The 20,851-nt window shown below is 57.4% G+C and carries 17 protein-coding genes; 12 read left to right on the top strand and 5 right to left on the bottom strand.

Annotated elements, in window-relative coordinates:
• Window positions 1-5: 5 nt before the first annotated feature.
• From G403_RS0117800 to G403_RS24665, 4 genes are all read right to left on the bottom strand, one after another.
• Window positions 6-1,373 carry a flavin-containing monooxygenase gene (locus G403_RS0117800; RefSeq protein WP_027855190.1) on the bottom strand — a complete coding sequence of 456 codons (1,368 nt, stop codon included), beginning with the start codon at window positions 1,371-1,373 and terminating at the stop codon, window positions 6-8.
• Window positions 1,374-1,545: 172 nt separating this feature from the next.
• Window positions 1,546-2,322 (bottom strand): PAS domain-containing protein, encoded by a 777-nt coding sequence (locus G403_RS0117795; RefSeq protein ID WP_051299224.1) that lies wholly within the window; start codon window positions 2,320-2,322, stop codon window positions 1,546-1,548.
• Window positions 2,319-3,017 carry a response regulator gene (locus G403_RS0117790; protein ID WP_051299222.1) on the bottom strand — a complete coding sequence of 233 codons (699 nt, stop codon included), beginning with the start codon at window positions 3,015-3,017 and terminating at the stop codon, window positions 2,319-2,321. The genes G403_RS0117795 and G403_RS0117790 overlap by 4 nt, the downstream gene beginning before the upstream one ends.
• Before the next feature lies 1 nt (window position 3,018).
• A complete protein-coding gene (locus G403_RS24665; RefSeq protein WP_051299220.1) occupies window positions 3,019-4,212 on the bottom strand; it encodes a sensor histidine kinase in 1,194 nt (397 codons plus the stop codon).
• Between the two features lie 280 nt (window positions 4,213-4,492).
• On the opposite strand from G403_RS24665, the gene G403_RS0117780 reads away from it, so the two are divergent.
• From G403_RS0117780 to eutC, 5 genes are all read left to right on the top strand, one after another.
• Window positions 4,493-6,832: a DUF1989 domain-containing protein gene (locus G403_RS0117780; RefSeq protein WP_027855187.1), complete on the top strand. Its 2,340-nt coding sequence runs from the start codon at window positions 4,493-4,495 to the stop codon at window positions 6,830-6,832.
• A 337-nt stretch (window positions 6,833-7,169) separates the two neighbouring features.
• Window positions 7,170-8,498 carry an ammonium transporter gene (locus tag G403_RS0117775; protein ID WP_027855186.1) on the top strand — a complete coding sequence of 443 codons (1,329 nt, stop codon included), beginning with the start codon at window positions 7,170-7,172 and terminating at the stop codon, window positions 8,496-8,498.
• 98 nt (window positions 8,499-8,596) lie between these two features.
• Window positions 8,597-8,764, top strand: coding sequence for a hypothetical protein (locus G403_RS25495; RefSeq protein WP_169719915.1), 168 nt, complete (start codon window positions 8,597-8,599; stop codon window positions 8,762-8,764).
• 90 nt (window positions 8,765-8,854) lie between these two features.
• Window positions 8,855-10,240, top strand: coding sequence for an ethanolamine ammonia-lyase subunit EutB (locus G403_RS0117765; RefSeq protein ID WP_027855185.1), 1,386 nt, complete (start codon window positions 8,855-8,857; stop codon window positions 10,238-10,240).
• A 7-nt stretch (window positions 10,241-10,247) separates the two neighbouring features.
• Window positions 10,248-11,054, top strand: a complete 807-nt coding sequence (eutC, locus tag G403_RS0117760) for an ethanolamine ammonia-lyase subunit EutC (protein WP_027855184.1) — start codon at window positions 10,248-10,250, stop codon at window positions 11,052-11,054.
• Between the two features lie 35 nt (window positions 11,055-11,089).
• Here the strand turns inward: eutC and G403_RS0117755 are convergent, their stop codons facing one another.
• Entirely contained in the window at window positions 11,090-12,229 is a 1,140-nt protein-coding gene (locus G403_RS0117755) for an aminomethyl transferase family protein (RefSeq protein ID WP_027855183.1), read from the bottom strand.
• A 458-nt stretch (window positions 12,230-12,687) separates the two neighbouring features.
• Between G403_RS0117755 and purU the strand changes: the two genes are divergently transcribed.
• Genes purU through G403_RS0117720 form a run of 7 tightly spaced genes read left to right on the top strand, consistent with a single transcriptional unit; the run spans window position 12,688 to window position 20,846 of the window.
• Entirely contained in the window at window positions 12,688-13,560 is an 873-nt protein-coding gene (purU, locus tag G403_RS0117750) for a formyltetrahydrofolate deformylase (RefSeq protein WP_027855182.1), read from the top strand.
• Window positions 13,561-13,577: 17 nt separating this feature from the next.
• Window positions 13,578-14,819, top strand: coding sequence for an FAD-dependent oxidoreductase (locus tag G403_RS0117745; protein ID WP_027855181.1), 1,242 nt, complete (start codon window positions 13,578-13,580; stop codon window positions 14,817-14,819).
• An 11-nt stretch (window positions 14,820-14,830) separates the two neighbouring features.
• Complete coding sequence (locus tag G403_RS0117740) at window positions 14,831-15,112, top strand: sarcosine oxidase subunit delta (RefSeq protein WP_027855180.1); 282 nt, start codon at window positions 14,831-14,833, stop codon at window positions 15,110-15,112.
• Complete coding sequence (locus tag G403_RS0117735) at window positions 15,096-18,041, top strand: 2Fe-2S iron-sulfur cluster-binding protein (protein ID WP_027855179.1); 2,946 nt, start codon at window positions 15,096-15,098, stop codon at window positions 18,039-18,041. Before G403_RS0117740 ends, G403_RS0117735 begins: the two co-directional genes overlap by 17 nt.
• Entirely contained in the window at window positions 18,041-18,553 is a 513-nt protein-coding gene (locus G403_RS0117730) for a hypothetical protein (RefSeq protein ID WP_245578391.1), read from the top strand. Before G403_RS0117735 ends, G403_RS0117730 begins: the two co-directional genes overlap by 1 nt.
• Window positions 18,550-19,884, top strand: a complete 1,335-nt coding sequence (glnT, locus tag G403_RS0117725) for a type III glutamate--ammonia ligase (protein ID WP_027855177.1) — start codon at window positions 18,550-18,552, stop codon at window positions 19,882-19,884. Before G403_RS0117730 ends, glnT begins: the two co-directional genes overlap by 4 nt.
• 59 nt (window positions 19,885-19,943) lie before the next feature.
• On the top strand, window positions 19,944-20,846 hold the full coding sequence (locus G403_RS0117720; protein ID WP_027855176.1) for a class II glutamine amidotransferase: 903 nt from the start codon (window positions 19,944-19,946) through the stop codon (window positions 20,844-20,846).
• The last annotated feature ends 5 nt before the right edge of the window (window positions 20,847-20,851 follow it).

Raw genomic sequence — 20,851 nt, 5'->3', positions numbered from 1 at the left:
ACTGTTCAGCCAGCCTTTTGGACCTGAGCTTCAGGATCGTTGAGGTAGGCTTCCATGGAGTCGTCCAGCGCATCCAGCCAGGGCGTATGATGGGGAGGTGCCATGGTGCCGGTCATCAGCGAGGCGTAGGAGTGGTCGCGGAAGGTCATGATGTTTTCCTTCTTGTGATTCTTCCACTCCAGGAACGTCCGGTTCACCCCATCAATGTCGAAGGTCGGGTAGTCGGTCTGCTCGATCAGATGAAGAATGTAGGAGCCCTGGAACTCGTACATCTCTTTCGCGGTTTCCAGTTTCAATTCCTCTTCGCGCCACTTCAGGCTGTCGGCGGTCATCGCCTCTTTGGACGGGAGTGCAATCCGCCCCATGATGATATCGCGCACATACCAGGCCTGGGCATCAAACATGTTGAAGGAGTACCACTGGTCCTGCATACCCACGTAGAAGAACTGCGGGTTATCTTCCCAGACGACGCCTTTATAGAGATTCAGCGGCCAGAGGCGGTTATCGGTTTTCAGGGCCTGAGAGTCGTCGAGGAAGGGGAAGTGGTGCAGGTAGCCGGTGCAAAGAATGATGGCATCAACTTTCTTGCTGGTGCCGTCCGCGAAGTAGGCGTTATCCACATCGACATGGGTCAGATTGGGTTTTTCTTCCCAGTTGTCAGGCCATTTGAAGTCCATGGGCGCGGTGCGGTAGCAGCTGGTGATGGAACGGGCACCGTACTTGTAGCACTGTGAGCCGATATCTTCGGCGGAGTAGCTGGCGCCGACGATCAGGATATCCTTGTCTTTGAACTCCAGCGCGTCCCGGAAGTCGTGTGCGTGCAGGATGCGCCCGCCAAAGTGTTCAAAACCCGGGAACTCAGGCACCTTGGGTGTCGAAAAGTGACCGCTGGCACAGACCACGTGATCAAAGGTCTCGCTGTAGCTGGTGTCGGTGTTGTGGTCGTATACAGCCACGGTGAACAGCTTGGTGTCTTCATCGAAGCTGATGTTACGAACCGGGGTGTTGAAACGGATGTACTTGCGCACACCGGCTTTTTCCACGCGCCCCTTGATATAGTCCCAGAGCACTTCGCGAGGAGGATAAGAGGCTATCTGCTTGCCGAAGTGTTCCTCAAACGTATAGTCGGCAAACTCCAGACACTCTTTGGGCCCATTGGACCAGAGGTAGCGGTACATGCTGCCGTGCACCGGTTCACCGTTTTCATCCAGTCCGGTGCGCCAGGTGTAGTTCCACATCCCACCCCAGTCGCTCTGCTTCTCGAAACAGACCAGCTCCGGTATCTCAGCACCTTTGGCCTGGGCAGACTGGAAGGCTCGAAGCTGCGCCAGACCGCTGGGACCGGCGCCGATGATCGCTACTCGTTTAGTCATAGGTCTCTCCTAATACGTAGGCTGTTTGAATATCACTGCGTAATGTGTGGTAAGACCTAAATTAAGGGTTGGGGCGCCTGCTGATAATTCCCCGGTATGGGTAGGTCAAAGGGGGTAATCGAGGTGGGAGTAGCGGTTAAAACGGCGAGCGTGAGAGACCTGTGATAGCCCGTTAAATAGACTCCAGCGTAAAAATAACGCCTTCAACGCCCAGGACGGCGCCCGATTCCGCGTAAAGCCCCTGACCTTTTTCACGGACCTGCACAATCGCCCCGTTCGCATGGTGGATACGGTAGTACAACTCGAAGGGGCGGTTGTCATGCAGCGCCTGTTGAACCTCCTCCCAGACAGGGCCGGCATCCTCCGGATGGATAAGCGCGCCATAACTCAGCCGGGGCTGATTAACCAATGCATCGGCACTGTAACCGGTCAGGGAGAGACAGCCCTCACTGACATATTCCATGCTCCAGTTACGGTTGTTTCGGGCCCGATACAGCATGACCGGCAAGTTGGATACCAGCTGATTCAGGCTGCGATGGCTGGCGTCCCGTTGCTGATCGCGGCGCACCTGCGGTGTGATATCACAAAAACTCAGGCTGATCGGCCAATCGGCATCCTTGTATAACGGTTGGGCACGAAGCTCACACCAGTAAAGCGCTTCGCCGACCGGTAAACGGACCCAGAGTGGATCGGGCCGCTGGCCCTGATTGAGTTGTCCCAGAAACTCACGCCAGGGTGCCTGGTCCAGTGGGTGCATAAAGCGGTGCAGGGGAAGCGCGTGATCGGGCTGGCCGGTAGCCTGTTCAAGGGATTCCCAACGCCGGTTGCGGTAAAGGATGCGTTCCTGCTCATCGATAACCACCACAGCCTCATCCAGGCTGTCGAGCACATCGACCGGATCTGTCTGAGCGGACCTTGAGCGTCTGCGCTTAAAACCGAGAATACTCATTGTCCGGACTCCAGGTCGATTTCAGGGTGAGCATGAACCCAGGCGGCGAGTTCCAGCCTGGAGTGCAGGTTCAGTTTTCGCAGCAGGGCTTTAACATAAACCTTCACGGTGCCGTCGCTGATCCCCAGTTCCCGGGCAATCAGTTTATTACTCATGCCTGCAGCTATAAGGCTCAGGGTCTGACGTTCACGCAAGGTGATCTCTTCCAGAGGTTCATGACTTGGGCTGGGGCCCGTGGGGGCTCGCAGTCGTTGGGTCAGAATGATCAGAGCTTCATCGTCCAGCGCTATTTTTCCCTCCAGTACACCTTCGAGACGCGACAGGATCAGGTCCGCATCCGTTTCTTTGAGCAGATAGCCGTCGGCACCGGATTGGATAGCCTGCATCAGGTGGTTGCTGTCGTCGGACGCGGTCAGCATAACAATACGCAGGTCTGGAGCCTGTGATTTGAGAGTCTGTAGCAATGAAAGGCCATCGACCCCTGGCATCTGCAGATCAAGCAGGGCGAGATCAGGTTGCAGTTGATCCAGAACGTCCAACAGGGCGCCGGCGCAGTCGAACTGACCCACAACATCAAAACGACTGCTTTCATTGAGCAGTTCAGCCACGCCCCGTCGAAAGATCGGGTGATCATCGACCAGAACAACACGTGCGGTGTCAGTATCCGTGTCGTGCCAGTTGTCAGCACTGCGCATGTTAGTCTCCAGCTCTTAAATCCCGCAGGAGCAGCCGTAGATCTAGCCGTGTTCCGCCTTCGGGACGGGGACCGATCTCCAGGCGGGCACCTATTTTTTCTGCGCGCTCCTGCATGATGCCCAGGCCAAAACTGTCGCCCCGCTTGCGTTCCGCACTGAGGCCGCAACCGTCATCTTCTATACGCAACTGCAAGCCTGCTGAATTCAGCGGCATCAATTGGATGCGTACATGCTGAGCATGCGCATGACGAACGACATTGCTCAGGGCTTCGCGCACAATCATCAGAATTTGAATGGCGATATTCTCCTCCGGTTCGAGCTGTGGACAACGGTCATCCAGCTCAAAGACCAGTGCGCTGCGTTGTTCGAACTCCTCTACCGCGGCTGCCAAAGCCGTATGCAGAGATCCTCCCTCCAACGTGAGGCGAGAGCTGCTGATCAGATCCCGCAGCATGCGGTAAGCGTGTCGGGTCTGGTGTGACAGGTCGGTCGCTATAGCCTGCAGATCCGGCTGATTACAGCGGCTGCAGCGGGCATCCAGCCGCGAAGTTCCCAAGCGCAGGTAACCGAGGATCTGTGCCAGAGAGTCATGTAACTCCGCCGCATGTGCCCGGCGCTCCTGATGAACCGCATCATCAATCCGCTTTTGGTGAAGGCAATGGATAGATAAGCCGCGTCCTGTAGCGTGAGCCAGGGGGGCTAAAAGACGCTCCACCGACTCCGGCAGGGCAAGGGGAGCTGCAAGCAACAGCCAGCCGCAACCGGTCTCCATCTCAAAGCGTATGCAATGACAGCTCAGTTGATGTCCGGGCAGAGGGATAGAAAACAGTTTCATTGGAGGTATATCGGAGAGGGCACCGTTGAGCTGATAGCGGACAAATGTCTCCAATCCGGGCATGGAAGGGCCACCTTCCGTCATGAACAGCGTTGCCCCATCTCCCTGTCTGCTGACAGCAACCCCAAGCTTGAGATTCGATTTATCGGCCAGGTGACATCCGAGAGAGTGCTCCAGCGGCTTTAACAGCGCCGGTAATTCTCGATCCAGCTGCACGCAACCTGCGATCTCTAAGGCGAGCTCATCAATGTTGGGCACGTCGTGGGAGCGGGGAGTGGCCGGTGCCCGCGAAAATCGAGATGCACGGGTCAGTCGGTGTAACCATCCGTGACTGTGTGTCTGTAAAGCTGTTCTCTCCATAGGGCCATATCCTGCACATGGGCGGACAAATAGTGACTATGGATGAGCAGCAAATATGCCAGTTTCTGCGCTTTACCCCTAAGGGGGTATAACCACGGACGAATTGAACGCGCAGGCATTGTAAGTAAAGATTTTTTCCCATCAGTTATTAATCGGTGTCGCTCCAGATAGGTTCAAAAGCGCACCAGCTTGGCGCTTGCAGGCGGCGGATGCACTCAGATGAACCCTGAATAGTGATGCATGAGCCGGGCAAGCCCCAAATCGATGGGAGGTGGAAAGCATGACAGTGATGGAGCAAAGCGCAGGCGAAGGCTGGTGGGGGGCTGTGCGGTCACGTTCTCTTATCGTCGCCGGCCAGGATGGTATGAGGCTTAGGCTTTCTGCCGGAGAGATGCTTGTCATCGATAGCCCTGATCACGTTCAGTGTTGTGAGATCCTGGGCCTTAATCGATATACGGCGGATCAGCTCAAGGAGCGTTACGGACGGCGGCTGGAGTCGGCGGAACTTTTTCGTGCTCAGTTGGAACATCCCGGCAGCGGTGCTGACAGGTTATCGTCTTTACTGGAGGTTGCCGGTTCTGGCGATCCGCTGTTAATTGAAGGCCTGTGCATCACGCCTGAGCAGATGCCTTTCGAACTGACGCTTTCCGAGGGGGCGTCGCCGCTGGATATTCTGGTGCTTGCGCCCGCTTTGCCCATGCAGGTGGACGAGCAAACTGCGCCCGGTGAGTTGTTGTTGACGCACAGTTTTCAATCGCTTGGCATCGAGCAACTGCCCGAACCTTTTTCTCCGGAGTACACAGATGCACAGCCGGTGCGTGAGGTCCATGTGCCGCACTCCAGTGCCCGGGCGTATGAAGTCAAGGCGGGCGAGTGGATTCAGATCTCGGATGTGGCCGGCAAGCAGTGTTCCGACTTTATCGCTTTTGATCTGGAGGCGTTACGTCAGGGACAAGAAATTACGCTGGATGCCACGGCAACCCGCACGCTCTCCGGCACTGCACTGCCGCAACCGGGGCTTTACTCCCGCTTTTACGATCAGCGTATGAAGGCCATGTTGGAGCTGGTGCAGGATACGGTTGGCAGGCATGACAGCTTCCTTTTGGCCTGTACGCCCAAGTATTACGAGGATGCCGGGTACTTTGGTCATATCAGCTGCACCGATAACTTTAACCGCGCGCTGAAAGAGTACGGTGTGGAGCCGCGCGCCGGTTGGCCGGCGATCAACTTCTTTTTCAACACCAGCGCCGAGCCCTGCGGCACCATCGGCATGGACGAGCCCTGGTCCCGGCCCGGCGACTACGTATTGATGCGCGCAAGTCGGGGTCTGCTCTGCGTTTCTTCTGCCTGTCCCGATGATATCGATCCGGCCAATGGCTGGTTCCCCACCGATATTCATGTCCGTATTTACGCGGCTGAGGCAAGTTTTCCCCGCGCTATCGCCTATCGAAACCGTCCCGAGGAGCCCGCTCGAATGACCCAGCAAACAGCCTTTCATGCCCGCACATCCGCATTGACCCGGCATTTCAGCGAGTATCGCGGGTATTGGGTACCCACTGAATTTGATGGCTGGGGCGCGCGTGCCGAATACCTGGCCTGTCGTGAACGCGTTGCCGTGATGGATCTGTCGCCACTGCGCAAGTTTGAGGTGACCGGCCCCGATGCAGAAGCGCTGTTGCAGAAAGCGTTGACGCGAAACGTACGTCGCTTGGCCGTCGGGGCGGTGGTGTATTCGGCGATCTGTCATGAAACCGGCGGCATGATCGATGATGGCACCCTGTTTCGGTTGGAGGATCAGGCGTTTCGCTGGATTTGTGGTGACCCCTATACCGGTGTCTGGCTACGGGAGCTGGCAGCTCGCGAGGGCTACCGGGTGCGCATACAGGAGTCCACTGATCAACTGCATAACCTGGCGGTCCAGGGCCCCTTGAGCCGACAGCTGTTGACTGAGCTTATCTGGACCCCTGAAGCACGCACACCGGTGTCGGAACTGGCCTGGTTCCACTTCACGGTTGGGCGCCTGGGTGGGCCCGATGGCCGACCGGTGATGATATCGAGAACCGGTTATACCGGGGAACTGGGCTTTGAAGTCTGGTGCCACCCGAATGACGGTGAGCAGGTTTGGGATGCGATCTGGCGAGAGGGTGAACCGTTGGGGCTGGCACCGTTGGGATTCGATGCGCTGGATATGCTGCGTATCGAGGCTGGGCTGATCTTCGCCGGCTATGAGTTCTGCCCCGAGACCGACCCCTATGAGGCGGGTATTGGCTTCACTGTCCCGCTTAAAACCAAAGAGGACGACTTTGTTGGTCGAGCAGCACTGGAGCGTGTACCCGCAGCGAATCGTCAGAAGCTGATGGGGCTGGTACTCGATAGCGAAGACGCCGTTGCCCATGGCGATGCCCTGTACAACGGGCGTTACCCGGTGGGTGTTGTTACCAGTGCAACGCGCTCGCCATTGATCGGAAAAACCATCGCGCTTGTGCGCGTTCAACCCGACTTTGCCGAGCCTGGCACCGCGCTCGAAGTCGGTCAGCTTGATGGCCATCAGAAACGACTGCCCGGTCAGGTTGTAGTGCTGCCGTTCCACGACCCTGAACGTATCCGGGTGCGCAGCTAACGGGTGGACGGACTGCGCGATAACGGGGCGCTGGTTAAAAAAAGAGCACAGTTTTTAACCACTGTCTCCGGCCAAAATGAGTGGGCTGCCAGTCCCTGATTCAGGCAACTGCAACGGCTAAATAAAAAACCGCTTTATAAACATATAACTACATATACGAGGAAGGTTTTATACCTGGATTCTGCAAATTTGGCACATGGATTGCCTTTACTGATGGGAAATAATAATTCGTTTAAAGAAATAAACAACAGGCGCTACTCAGTAAATGCTTCATCCGTTTTGAAGGTTTTCTGGTGTAGCGCATGACTAATTCTGTGTTGCATATGAGGATGAACCAATGACTTTGGAAACCCTGCAAAGCACCTTCGAGATGCATCAGGCGATGAATGTCGAAGTGTTTTACTGGTGGTGCACGGCCATCATGTTCATGATCCACGCAGGCTTCTTGGCCTATGAGATCGGCGCTTCACGCGTCAAGAACGCGCTGACATCCGGGATGAAAAACATCCTGACCCTGTCGGTGATTATCCCTACCTTCTACTTCTTCGGCTGGTGGATCTATAACGCCTTCCCGAACGGTTTGATTCCCATTGATGCCTCGGCGGCGCTGCCCTGGAGCATGAGCATGGGACCGAATGTCCAGGACATGGGCACTGGTATCTTCTTCGCGGCGTTTGCACTGTTCGGTGCGACCACAGGTTCCATCCTGTCCGGTGCCGTTATTGAGCGTATCCGCTTGAGTGCATTCCTCATACTGGCCGCAATCCTGGGTTCTGCGGTCTGGATCCTGGCCGGTGCCTGGGGCTGGCACCCGAGTGGCTGGTTGTTGACCGAGTTTGGTTATCACGATGTGGGCGCATCCGGCGTCGTCCATGCGGTCGCAGGCTTCTTTGCACTGGGCGTGCTGATGAACCTGGGTGCCCGCGTTGGTAAATTCAAGGATGGGGTGGCGATGTACATCCCGCCGCACAGTCTGCCGATGTCGCTGATTGGCCTGATGATGATCATCGTCGGTTTCTTCGGCTTCCTGGGTGGCTGCATTATATTCAATGGCGGTGATACCGGCTGGACCACCATCTACGGTAACCCGACTAACCTGTCTGCCTTTGGCTTCAATACCCTGATGGGCTTTGCCGGTGGCGTGATCGGTGCATACCTTTCTTCCCGTGAGCCTTTCTGGACCATGTCCGGTGGTCTGGCAGGGATCATCACCGTGGCTGCGGGTCTGGATCTCTACTACCCGGGCCTGACCTTCGTATTGGCGGCAAGCGGCGGTGTGCTGATGCCGATCGTCGGTCGCTGGATCGAGAAGCTGGGCATTGATGATGCCGTGGGCGCTGTTGCCGTACACGGTTTCTGTGGCTTCTACGGTGTGGTGCTGGTGGGCGTGGTTGCCTCTGCCTACCCGAATATCGGTGAACTGCCGGACATCACCTTCACCGGTCAGTTGCTGGGTGCCGTTGTGATGGCGCTGACAGGCTTTATCCCGGGGTGGGGTATCTCCTTTGCACTGAAAAAGTTCAATGCACTGCGTGTACCGCCCCATGTTGAAGTGCTGGGTCTGGATCTGGTCGAAATTCCGGCCAAGCCGTACCCGGAAACTGTACCGGCCAACCGTGTTGTCGAGGGGACTATTACCCCGAGCGAATCGGAAAAACTGGCCTGATAAAGGACACCGGCGCTGCCTGGTTACCTGACAGGTAGCGCCCGTAAGACTCCATAACGCGTAATCATGGGTGCATCAGATGCACCGAGGAGAATCATATGTTTTCAAGTCCGATCAGTAGCTGGGACAACGTGGCCGCGTACTTCACGTTCTCGGATAGCCCGATGGGGATGGCGATAAGTCTGGCCGCGGCGGTTGGCATCTATCTCTATCTGAACATCAGCATCATGAAGCATGAGAAGGACGCCTTCGACAAGCATAAGTGATCTGAAACGATCTGAACGAGGGGGCGATTAATCGCCCCCTCGGCACGTTTGGCCCATACGCGCACTAAATACTTTCGCGGAGTCGATCCGATGAGTTATCAGTTCGATATTGGTTCAACACGTTACCGGTTTAATGACCTGAAAACGCTGATGGCCAGGGCGACACCGCTGCGCTCAGGAGATTGTCTGGCCGGTATCGCCGCCGAAAATGCCACGGAGCGGGTGGCGGCCCAGCGCTGCCTGGCTGATCTCCCACTGAGCAGTTTTTTGAATGAAGCGCTTATTCCCTATGAGCAGGATGAGGTGACGCGACTGATTATCGACAGCCATGACCCGGAAGCCTTTACCGCGGTTGCTCACCTGACGGTGGGCGAGTTCCGCGACTGGCTGCTGTCCGATCACGCCAACAGCCAGACATTAAAGGCACTGGCGCCGGGTCTGACACCTGAGATGGTGGCTGCCGTCTCGAAAATCATGCGTGTGCAGGACCTGATTCTGGTGGCGCAGAAAATCGAGGTCGTCACCGCGTTTCGCGATACGCTTGGGCTCAAAGGCCGTTTCTCGACCCGGTTGCAACCCAACCATCCCACCGACGATCCGGCCGGTGTTGCCGCCAGCGTGCTTGACGGTCTCTTGTACGCAAACGGTGATGCGGTAATCGGGATCAATCCGGCTACCGACAATTACCATGCCGTGACCCGGCTGATGCATCTGCTGGATGATGTGATCCAGCGTTACGAGATACCCACCCAGTCCTGCGTGCTGACCCATGTCACCACGCATCTTGAGGCGATCAACCGGGGAGCACCTGTGGATCTGGTTTTTCAGTCGATTGCAGGTACGCAGGCGGCCAATGAAAGTTTCGGTATCAACCTGTCTATTCTCGATCAGGCCCACCGGGCCGCACTGGAACTGGGTCGTGGTACCGTCGGGCAAAATGTCATGTACTTCGAGACCGGGCAGGGCAGTGCCCTGTCGGCGAACGCGCATCATGGCGTCGATCAACAGACCTGTGAAGCCAGAGCGTATGCCGTCGCCCGGCGTTTCGATCCGTTACTGGTGAATACCGTGGTCGGCTTTATCGGGCCCGAGTACCTCTATGACGGTAAGCAGATCATCCGCGCCGGCCTTGAGGATCATTTCTGCGGCAAGCTGCTGGGGCTGCCGATGGGGTGCGATATCTGCTACACCAACCACGCCGAAGCAGATCAGGATGACATGGATATGTTGCTGACACAGCTGGGTGTGGCGGGGATCAACTTCATCATGGGCATCCCCGGATCCGATGACATCATGCTCAACTATCAAACCACCTCGTTCCATGATGCGCTCTATCTGCGCCAGGTACTGAATAAACCACCCGCGCCGGAGTTTGAAAGCTGGCTGGAAACGATGGGAGTTTTCGACGCTGGAGGTGTGCTTGCCGGCGGTGAGAAGCTGCCCGCGCCTTTTGCGCATATACAGTCACAGCTTTGAGGTGCCCATGTCTGTGGATAAAAAGGCAATCGTTACACCCAACAGTTGGGCCAGTTTGCGTCGATATACCGATGCCCGCATCGGTCTGGGGCGCAGTGGCGTCAGTCAGCCCACCGAGCCTCAACTGGAGTTTCAGCAAGCCCATGCCCGGGCCCGGGACGCGGTCCATATCCCGTTGGATATTGATCAGCTTGAGCAACAACTGAGTGAACAGGGGCTTGAGAGTCTGAGGTTGCACAGTCAGGCTACAGATCGAGCGGTTTATTTGCAGCGGCCCGATAAAGGACGTCGTCTGGATGCGCAGTCGGGTGCATTGCTCAAGCAGATACATGAACGCCATGGGGAGAAGGATGCCACTATCGTGATTGCCGATGGCCTTTCCTCAACAGCGGTCCAGCGCCATGCAGCGGTTGTGGCCGCAGCGATAGACCGGGAGCTGGACGCCGAGGGGCTGAGCCGGACACCGGTCTGTATTGTGCAGCAGGGGCGTGTTGCCGTCGGCGATGAGGTGGGCGAGCTGCTGGGCAGTCGAATGGTTATTCTGTTGGTTGGTGAGCGCCCCGGGCTCAGCTCTCCCGACAGCCTGGGCATCTACTACACCTGGAATCCGCGCGTGGGCCTGACCGACGCTTACCGCAACTGCATCTCCAATATACGAACGGCGGGCATTTCGGCAGAAGATGCGACAGGGCGGTTGATGTGGCTGGTCAGGGAATCGCGTAAACGCCGGCTTTCAGGCGTAGCACTTAAAGATGAATCGGGTGAGGCGGATGCACTTGAGGGAACGGGGCGGGGGAATTTCCTGCTCGATTGATCAGGGAGGGGCCTTGGGCACCCTCCCTTGTTGCTTTACCCCTTGGCCGTACGCTTTTTCTTCTCTGGATCGTCAAACGGGAGCGTATGGGCGATGGCCGATACGTCGAGGCTGCCTTTAACCTGCAGCGGGGTACCCTGCTCGGCGTAGGGAACCTCCAGACGCGCGATCGCCATGGAGCGGTCGGTCAGACGGGAGTACATGGCACAGGTGATAACCCCGACCTTCTTGCCGTCAGCCCAGAGCTCATCGCCTTCGCCAGCGGCTTCCTTGCCGTCGAGCAGTACGCCGAAGATCTTGAAGCGCTCTTTACCCTGCAGGCGGAAGTGTTCGTAAGCCCCGCAGAATTCCGTTTTATCTTTGGAGACGGTGAAGTCCAGTCCCAGCTCCCACAGCGTATCGCCGGCCGGCTCGTTTTCGAACGGATACATTTCGGAGTTATCGAACGGGTAGAACAGCAGGTAGCTTTCCGTGCGAAGCCAGTCCAGCGCGGTGAACGAGCAGGGGATAATGCCAAACTCTTTTCCGTGCTCGAGGATATTGTCCCACAGGCATTCGGCATCGGCGGCCTTGCAGAAGATTTCGTAGCCCCGCTCACCGGTATAGCCAGTCCGTGAAATGGTGATTGGGCAACCAAACAGTCGGGCGTGGGTGTGGTGGAAGTAGGGCAGGTCGCGAATTCCATCGATATGCTCTGCCAGAAAGTCCACTGCGGCCGGACCCTGCAGTGAAAGGTCGTGCAGGTCATCATCAAACAGCACCGCCACGTTCTTACCCAGTGCCGCTTGAGTCAGCTGCTCGTAACCGCGTCCGGTGCCGTGCACCACCATAAAGGCGTTAGGGCCGGTCCGGTAAATTACGCAGTCATCGATGAACTTGCCGCCATCATTGAGCATGGTGGCGTAGACCGCTTTACCCGGGTAAAGCTTGGAGATATCCCGGGTTGTTGCCCACTCCAGCAGGCTTTCTGCATGGGGGCCGACGTAGTGGACTTTCTTCAGTCCCGATACATCCATCAAGCCCGCCTTGGTGCGGATCGCCTCATGTTCATCGGCCAGGGTGTAGCCGCTCTCGCTGTAGGTCCATGCCGTTGGCATGCCGTTCCAGTCTTCCAGGTTTGAGCCCAGAGCACGGTGTTTATCGGCCAGGGCTGCTATGCGCCATGAATTTGCCATTGTTGTCTCCTTTTATAGAGCGAGCGGAATAAATCGTTAATTCCTGTTGGGTTAATTTTATTCCTAAAAGGAAAGCAACTCTCACGCCAGAATTGATAAGCTGATGATTCCTATTAGTTAATAAATATTCCTGGATTAGTAGTGAACAGAGGAGTGAACCAGCATGAAGCAAATCTGCCCGCTACTGGTGCTGGGTGAGGAATAAACGCTCGGATGGAGTAATTTGGTGCAGCGTTGCCTATTAATGGTGCAATTTTAGAGCAGGGTATCCGCATTCACCCCTATAAAAGGTAAAGTTAATGAAGATTCCTGTCAGGAAATAAATATTCATAAATCTAGGATTTTCAGGACCTTAAGCGCAGTCGACGTAAAAATTCTTATATGACTTGAAAAGTTGGCAGGAAGCTTGCTTTCTCTTTATGAAATTAATTTTCCTGATGAGAAAATAGGTGGCAAAGATGGCTCTTGACCCCAACAACACCCGACGTTTTCGTATCTCTATTTCCTGCCCTGATACCATCGGTATCGTGTCAGCGGTCACTCAGTTTATCTCGGAATACAAGGGCTGGATCAGCGAAGCACATCAGTTTGCTGACTCCGAACAGTGTACCTTCTTTATGCGCTATGAAGTGGTCGCGGATTCCTTGCCGTTCGATCTGGAGACGCTGAAAGAGAAATTTGCACCGCTGGCTGATAAGTTCGGCATGACCTGGAATATCACCGACTCGGCGCAGCGCAAACGTGCGGTTCTGATGGTATCCAAGGAAGCGCACTGCCTGTCGGATCTCCTGTATCGGTGGCGCTCTGGCGAACTCAACATCGATATCCCCTGTGTCATCTCCAATCACGATGACTTGCGCTCCTACGTGGAGTGGCATGGCATCCCCTATATCCACGTGCCAGTGGATATGAGCAATAAAGAGCCTCACTTCCAGGCCGTGCGTGAACAGATCGCTGCTGCCGATGCCGATGTGATCGTACTGGCGAAATACATGCAGATCATTCCGGAAGAGCTCTGTGAGACCTACCCGAACAAGATCATCAATATTCATCACAGCTTCCTGCCCTCCTTCATCGGTGCTCGCCCCTACCATCAGGCGGCCGAGCGGGGTGTGAAGCAGATCGGTGCGACCTGTCACTACGTGACCTCCGAGCTCGACGCCGGTCCGATCATCGAGCAGGACGTGCAGCGCGTGACCCATCACAACACCACCAAGGACATGGTCCGCCTGGGTAAGGATGTGGAGAAGGCGGTGTTGGCACGAGGCCTGCGTTTCCATATCGAAGATCGCGTCTTGGTGTATGGCAACAAGACCGTCGTTTTCGCTTAAGCTCCCGGAGATAAATAATGCCCTGGCGTTTACTTAAATTCGGTTTGAAGAGTACGCATGACGAACCGCGTTTCTTCCCCGAAGCAAAACCGCTCAAGTCCCACTACGATGTCGTCATCATCGGTGGTGGCGGTCACGGTATGGCGTGCGCCTACTACCTGGCCAAGGAGCACGGCATCACCAACGTGGCTGTGCTGGAGCAGGGGTATATCGGCGGTGGCAACACCGGCCGTAATACCACCATTGTGCGTTCCAACTACCTGACCCCGGAAGGTGTGAAGTTCTACGACACCAGCCTCAAGCTGTTCGAGGACCTGGCCGATGACTTCGATCTGAATATCTTCTACTCCACCCGTGGTCACTTCACGCTGGCCCACACCGACAGTGCGCTGCGCACCATGCGCTGGCGTGCCGAGGTGAACAAGCACCAGGGTATCGAGAGTGAGGTGGTCGGGCGTGAAGAGATCGCCAAAGCCGTACCTTACATGGACATGGACTGCGCAGGGCACGCGCCGGTAATGGGAGCGCTCTATCACGCCCCCGGTTCAGTGGCCCGTCACGACGCGGTGGCCTGGGGCTATGCTCGTGGTGCTTACAACCGCGGTGTCGAGATCCACCAGAAAACCCGTGTTACCGCCATTCGCACCCAGGGCGACAAGGTAGTGGGTGTCGATACCGACCGCGGTCAGATCAGCTGCAACAAGGTGATCTCCATGGTAGCCGGTTCCACCCCGCGCATCACCAGCATGCTGGGGCTGCGTACGCCGATCGAGATCTTCCCGTTGCAGGCCTGTGTATCGGAGCCTGTGAAGCCGTTCATGGACACCATCGTGGTCTCCGGCAGCCTGCATGTCTACGTCAGCCAGTCGTCCCGCGGTGAGATGGTGATGGGGGCATCCGTAGACCCGTCGGTGCTGCACTCCACCCGCTCCAGCTTCGACTTTGTCGAGGGGCTTACCGACCAGATGCTGGATCTGTTTCCGTTCATGAGCCGCATGAAAGTGATGCGTCAATGGGCCGGTATGTCCGATATCACCCCGGACTTTGCGCCGATCATGGGTAAAACCCCCATCGACGGCTTCTACCTGGATGCTGGTTGGGGCACCTGGGGCTTCAAGGCAACCCCGGTCAGCGGTAAGACCATGGCCTGGACCGTTGCCAACGACAAAACCCACGAATTGATTGAACCCTTCCGACTGTCCCGTTTTGCCGACTTCGATCTGGTCGGCGAGAAGGGCGCGGCGTCGGTCGGTCACTAAGGAGGCGGGTCATGAAACTGCTTGATTGTGCCGACATCGGCAAACGTCCTATCACCGAGTTCGACTACCTCGGTGAAATCCGCATACCGCCGTCCGATGCCGACGAGTCCACCTGGGCTGATTACGTTTTTAACCGTAACGGAGCGCCCGGAGTTCTGCGGGAACGCTGGTATCACCGTCCCACCGGACGCTGGTTTATTTTCGAACGCGACACGCTGACCGACCAGATTATCGGCCAGGTGGACGCCAGTGAAGTTCGTTACGAGGAGCCGCACTATGAAATTCCGGCTTGATCCCCAACCGCTGGAGTGGATCGACCGCAGTGAGTCGGTCAGCTTCCGCTTTGAAGGCCAGACCTTTTCCGGTTTTTCCGGCGATAGCCTGACCTCTGCATTGCTGGCCGGGGGGCAGAAGCTGCTCGGACGCAGTTTTAAATACCACCGTCCGCGCAGTGTGTTGTCGATGGCCAACCATGACGTTAACGCCCTGTTCCAAAGCAGTGACGCCACCAATATTCGCGGTGATGTAACGCCGGTCAGTGAGGGAGTGGATCTGCGCGCCTGTAACGTCAACGGTACCCTGGCCAACGATAAAGACCGCTATATCGGTTTGCTGTCCCGGTTTCTGCCGGTGGGCTTCTATTACAAGACGTTCCACAAACCGAAAAAGTTTTTCCCGTACTGGGAACGTCTGATCCGCGAAAAGGCCGGGCTCGGTGAGATCAATACCAGCTGGAGCGCTACCCGGCAGCCCAAGCGCTACGGCTTTAGCGAAGTTCTGGTGATCGGTGCCGGACCTAGCGGCATGCAGGCAGCCTTAAGCGCTGCAGAAGCAGGTGCCGACGTGGTGTTGGTGGATGAGAATCCGCGTATCGGCGGCAGCCTCGATTACCAGCTCGCCAATGAGGAAGCGGCGGCGAAGGTGCGTGCCGATCTGAAAAGCCGGATCAGTAACAACGCCAAGATTCGATTGATGGAAGCCCATTATGCAGCCGGTTGGTATACCGACCACTATGTGCCGCTGGTAGGCCCCGAAGGCATCACCAAAATGCGCGCCGAGCAGGTGATTATGGCCACCGGCGTTATGGAACAGCCGTCGGTGTTTCGCAACAACGATCTGCCCGGCGTGATGCTGGCTTCCGCCGCCCAGCGTTTGATTGCCCGCTATGCCGTTAAACCCGGTCAGCGTGCCGTCGTACTCTGCGGTAACGATGAAGGATACCGCGCCGCGCTGGATTTGATCGCAGCCGGGGTTGAGGTTGCCGCCGTTGTCGATCTGGAACGGGTGGGCAAACGCGGTGAGTGGGCCAAGCAGGTCCAGGCTCAGGGTATAACTGTGCTGGATCACAGCGCAATCTACGAAGCCCAGGGCAAAGGCGCGCTTAGCGCCGTGGTGGTTGCGCCGTTTAATGGCAAGGGATGCGACGCCGGCAAGAGCCATGTGATTCCCTGCGATCTGCTGCTGATGAGTGTGGGTTGGGCGCCTGCCGCCCAGATGCTCTACCAGGCCGGTGCCAAGCTGGGATATGCCAGCCAGGCCGAGCAGATTTTGCCCCGTGAGCTGCCCCAAGGAATCCATGCCTGCGGGCGTCTCAATGGCGCCTTCACGCTGGAGCAGCGTCTGGCTGATGGCAGTCGCGCAGCCCGGGAAGCGCTTGCGCAACTGCGTGGGGAAGCGGTCGTCAGTGAGCTCACTGTCCATCGCGATACTCAGTCACACAGTCACCCCTGGCCGATTATCGGTCACCCCAAGGGCAAGAACTTCCTGGATATCGATGAGGATCTCCAGCTTAAGGACCTGATCAATGCCGCCAAAGAGGGCTTCGACAACATCGAGTTGATGAAGCGCTTCTCCACCAATGGAATGGGCCCGAGTCAGGGTAAACATTCCAACATGAACGGCATCCGGGTACTGGCGTCTGTCACCGGTAAAACCATCGACGAGACCGGTTCAACCACGGCCCGCCCCATGTTCCACCCGGTGCCGGTCAGTGCGCTGGCAGGGCGACGGTTCCGCCCGGAGCGGTTGACCCCGATGCATCAGTGGCATCTGAAACATGGTGCCCGGATGATGGAAGCCGGTCAGTGGCAGCGTCCTGAGTTCTATGCACCGAGCACGGCGGCGGGGGCAGTCACGGCGGCTCAGCGTGAGCAGTCGATTGTGCAGGAAGTACAGGCGGTGCGTAGCGGTCTTGGCCTGATCGATGTCTCCACGCTGGGCAAGATCGAGGTGATGGGCCCGGATGCGGGCCGACTGCTGGATGTGGTGTACACCATGAAGATGTCCACCATCAAAATCGGTATGACCCGTTATGCCCTGGCGGTGGATGACAGCGGCGTGATCATCGATGACGGTATCGTCGGTCGTATCGCCGAAGACCGCTTCTACGTCACTGCCACCACCAGCCACGCCGCCGCTGCGTTCAGAACCCTGTCGCTGAAAATTCAGGAACTGGGTCTCAACGTCCGTTTGGCCAACCTGACCGGCTCGCTGGCGGCCATGAACCTGGCGGGACCTGCATCACGCAAGGTGCTGAGCGCACTGACCGATGTGGATCTCAGTGAAGAGAGCTTTCCCTACCTGGGCATGCGCGAAGGCACTCTGCTTGGCTATCCCGTACGTCTGATCCGGGTCGGTTTTGTCGGTGAGCTGGGGTACGAGATTCACCTGCCGGCTAATGCAGCGCTGGAAGTTTGGGAAAAACTGATGGACGTCGGTTCTGCCCATGCGATCCGCCCCTTCGGTGTCGAGGCGCAGCGCGTACTGAGACTGGAAAAGGGCCACATCATCGTGGGCCAGGATACCGACGGCCTGACCAACCCGTTCGAAGCCAATATGAGCTGGGCGGTGCCGCTCAAGAGCAAGCCCTGGTTCACCGGCAAGCCCTCACTGGCACGCCTGAAAAACAGCTGCGAGCGCCGCTTGATCGGGTTCCGTCTGCCGCAGGGATTCTCTCCAAAGAGCAGCAGTGAAATGCCGAAAGAGTGTCACCTGATTATTCAGGACGGCGAGATCTCCGGGCGTATTACCAGTATCGCCTATAGCCCGTCTCTGGGCCGGATCATCGGTCTGGCGATGGTGGATCTGCCACTGGCCGATGCCAACGTGCCGATGCAGGTGAAAGTCGATAGCGGGGCCTTTGTTGCCATCGAGCCTTGCGCGACACCTTTTTACGACGCCGATGGCGCACGCCAGACAGCCGACCTGACGGAGGTGGCCTGATGAATGCTAATGCTTCACCCGAGATGAGCAACCTGAGCCTGAGTGCCCGTGACGATCTGAGCGGTTACCTGCTTACCGGTCCCGTCAGTGCAGAGGCGCTGGCCGGATCGGGACTGCCTTTGCCTCAATCGCAACTAACGGCCCTGGAACTGAACGGAGCGCTGGTCGCACGTACCGGGACCGACGAGTACATGGCGTTTGTCCCCGTCGGGCAAGAGTGGGCTGGCTGCGAATGGTGCTTCCCCCGCAACGACCGCGTCCTCGTGGTGCAGGGTGAGGGGTGGATTGAGCTGATGTTACAGCTGTGCCAGTTCGACTTCCGCAAGATGCAGCCCGGCGATTGGCTGATGGCATCGGTGGCCGGTGTGAACTGCTGGCTTTATCGAGAACAGCAAGGCGGTGCTCTGATGATCGGTTTTGATGCCGGTTACGACCATTACCTAAGTGAAATTTTCAGCACCCTGGTCCGCGAACTGGGTGGCAAAGACTTAACCAAAGGAGGTGCACTATGATGCCCGCAGAGATTGACCGTTTCCTCAGCCAGAACGACATCAAGTACATCCTGGCCCAGTTCGTCGACATCCACGGTGTTGCCAAGACCAAGTCGGTTCCGGCCAACTGCCTGAACTCGGTGGTCGAGAGCGGTGCCGGATTCGCAGGATTTGCCGTCTGGGGACTGGGCATGGAGCCCCACGGCCCTGACTTCATGGCCCGTGGTGACCTGAATACACTCAGCGCCGTACCCTGGCAGCCGGGCTATGCCCGCATCGCCTGCGATGGTTACGTCAATAACGAACCGCACCCCTACTGCTCCCGTGTGGTGCTCAAAAACCAGCTGGACAAGCTGAGCCAGCGCGGCTGGACCCTGAACACCGGCCTGGAGCCCGAGTTCTCACTGTTCAACCGTGCCGAAGATGGTTCGCTGACACCGGTGGATGAGAGCGACGTGCTGGACAAACCCTGCTACGACTACAAGGGGCTGTCCCGCTCCCGTGAGTTCCTGGAGCAGCTGGTTGAATCTCTCCAGGCAGTGGATTTCGATGTCTACCAGATCGACCACGAGGACGCCAACGGCCAGTTCGAGATCAACTACACCTATAGCGATGCGCTGACCTCGGCCGACCGGTTTACGTTTGTGCGCATGGCCGCCGGTGAGATCGCCAACAAGCTGGGCATGGTCTGCTCCTTTATGCCCAAGCCTGCCTCCGACCGGACCGGCAACGGCATGCATTTCCATCTGTCGATCACCGATGAGTCAGGCAAAAACCTGTTCCATGACGCAACCGACAAGAACGGCATGGGCCTGTCCAAAATGGCGTACCACTTCACCGCCGGCATCCTGGCCCACGCCGATGCGATCTGCGCCTTCTCCGCGCCGACCGTCAACTCCTACAAGCGCCTCGTGGTAGGCGGTAACGCCTCCGGTGCGACCTGGGCCCCGGCCTACGTCTGCTACGGCGACAACAACCGCTCAGCCATGGTTCGCGTGCCCTACGGCCGTCTGGAATTCCGTCTGCCGGACTCCGGCTGCAACCCCTACCTGGTCCATGCGGCACTGATCGCCGCCGGGTTGGATGGTATCGAGCGTGAGCTGGATCCGGGTGAGCCGATGAATATGAACCTGTACAGTCTGAGCCTGGAAGAGATCAAGGAGAAGGGCGTCAGTATCCTGCCGCAGAACCTGAACGAAGCGCTGGATGCGCTGGAAGCGGACACCCTGTTTACCGAGAAGATGGGTAAGGAGATCGTCTCCGAGTTCATCAAGGTGAAGCGGGCTGAATGGGTTGAGTACAGCCGCCATGTTTCCGACTGGGAACTGAAGCATTACGCCGAGTTTTTCTAATTCAGCATCTGGCTGCGTGAATGTGTGAAGCCGGGCGCGCCCGGCAAGAGGATAAAATTATGTGTGGAATCGTTGGACTTTACTTGAAGAACCCTGAACTGGAGAGCCGTATTGGCGAGCTGTTCGAGCCGATGTTGATCGCCATGACGGAGCGCGGTCCCGACAGTGCAGGCTTTGCCATCTACGGGGATGAGGTTGGCGATGGCTGGACCAAGCTGACCCTGCGCCACCCTGATGAAAACTACGACTGGGAAGCGCTGGCAGACACCCTGCGCCATCAGCTGCGTGTTGAACTGACCTGGATGCAGAACGCCAACGTCACTGTATTCAAGGTGGGCTCCGACGAACAGACCATCCGTGACTGGATGGCAGAGAGTGCGGCGGACGTGCTGATCCTGAGTGTGGGTCAGTCGATCGAGATTCTGAAAGAGGTGGGCCTGCCGGAGAAGATCGCCGCCAAGTTCAACCTGAAAAACATGAAGGGCAGTCACATCATTGGCCATACCCGCATGGCCACCGAGTCAGCCGTGACCATGGAGGGCAGCCACCCGTTCTCCACCGGCATGGACCTGTGTCTGGTGCACAACGGCTCCCTGTCCAACCACAACCGTCTGCGCGAAAACCTCAAGCGTGAAGGCATCACCTTCGAGACCGAGAACGACTCAGAAGTGGCCGCGGGTTACCTGACCTGGCGTCTGCGCCAGGGCGACAGCCTGAAAGTCGCTTTGGAACATGCGCTGGAAGATCTGGATGGCTTCTTCACCTTCACCATCGGCACGCGCAACGGGTTTGCGGTGATGCGTGATCCGATCGCCTGTAAACCGGCGGTGCTGGCCGAGACGGACGATTACGTCGCCATGGCTTCGGAATATCAGGCGTTGACCACCCTGCCGGGGATCGAAAACGCCAAGGTCTGGGAGCCGGAACCGGCCACCTTCTATGTCTGGGAACGCAGTGCCTGAGGAGA

It is taken from the genome of Marinobacterium litorale DSM 23545 (assembly GCF_000428985.1).
Lineage (GTDB): Bacteria > Pseudomonadota > Gammaproteobacteria > Pseudomonadales > Balneatricaceae > Marinobacterium_D > Marinobacterium_D litorale.
This window is presented reverse-complemented; position numbering and strand designations above follow the sequence as displayed.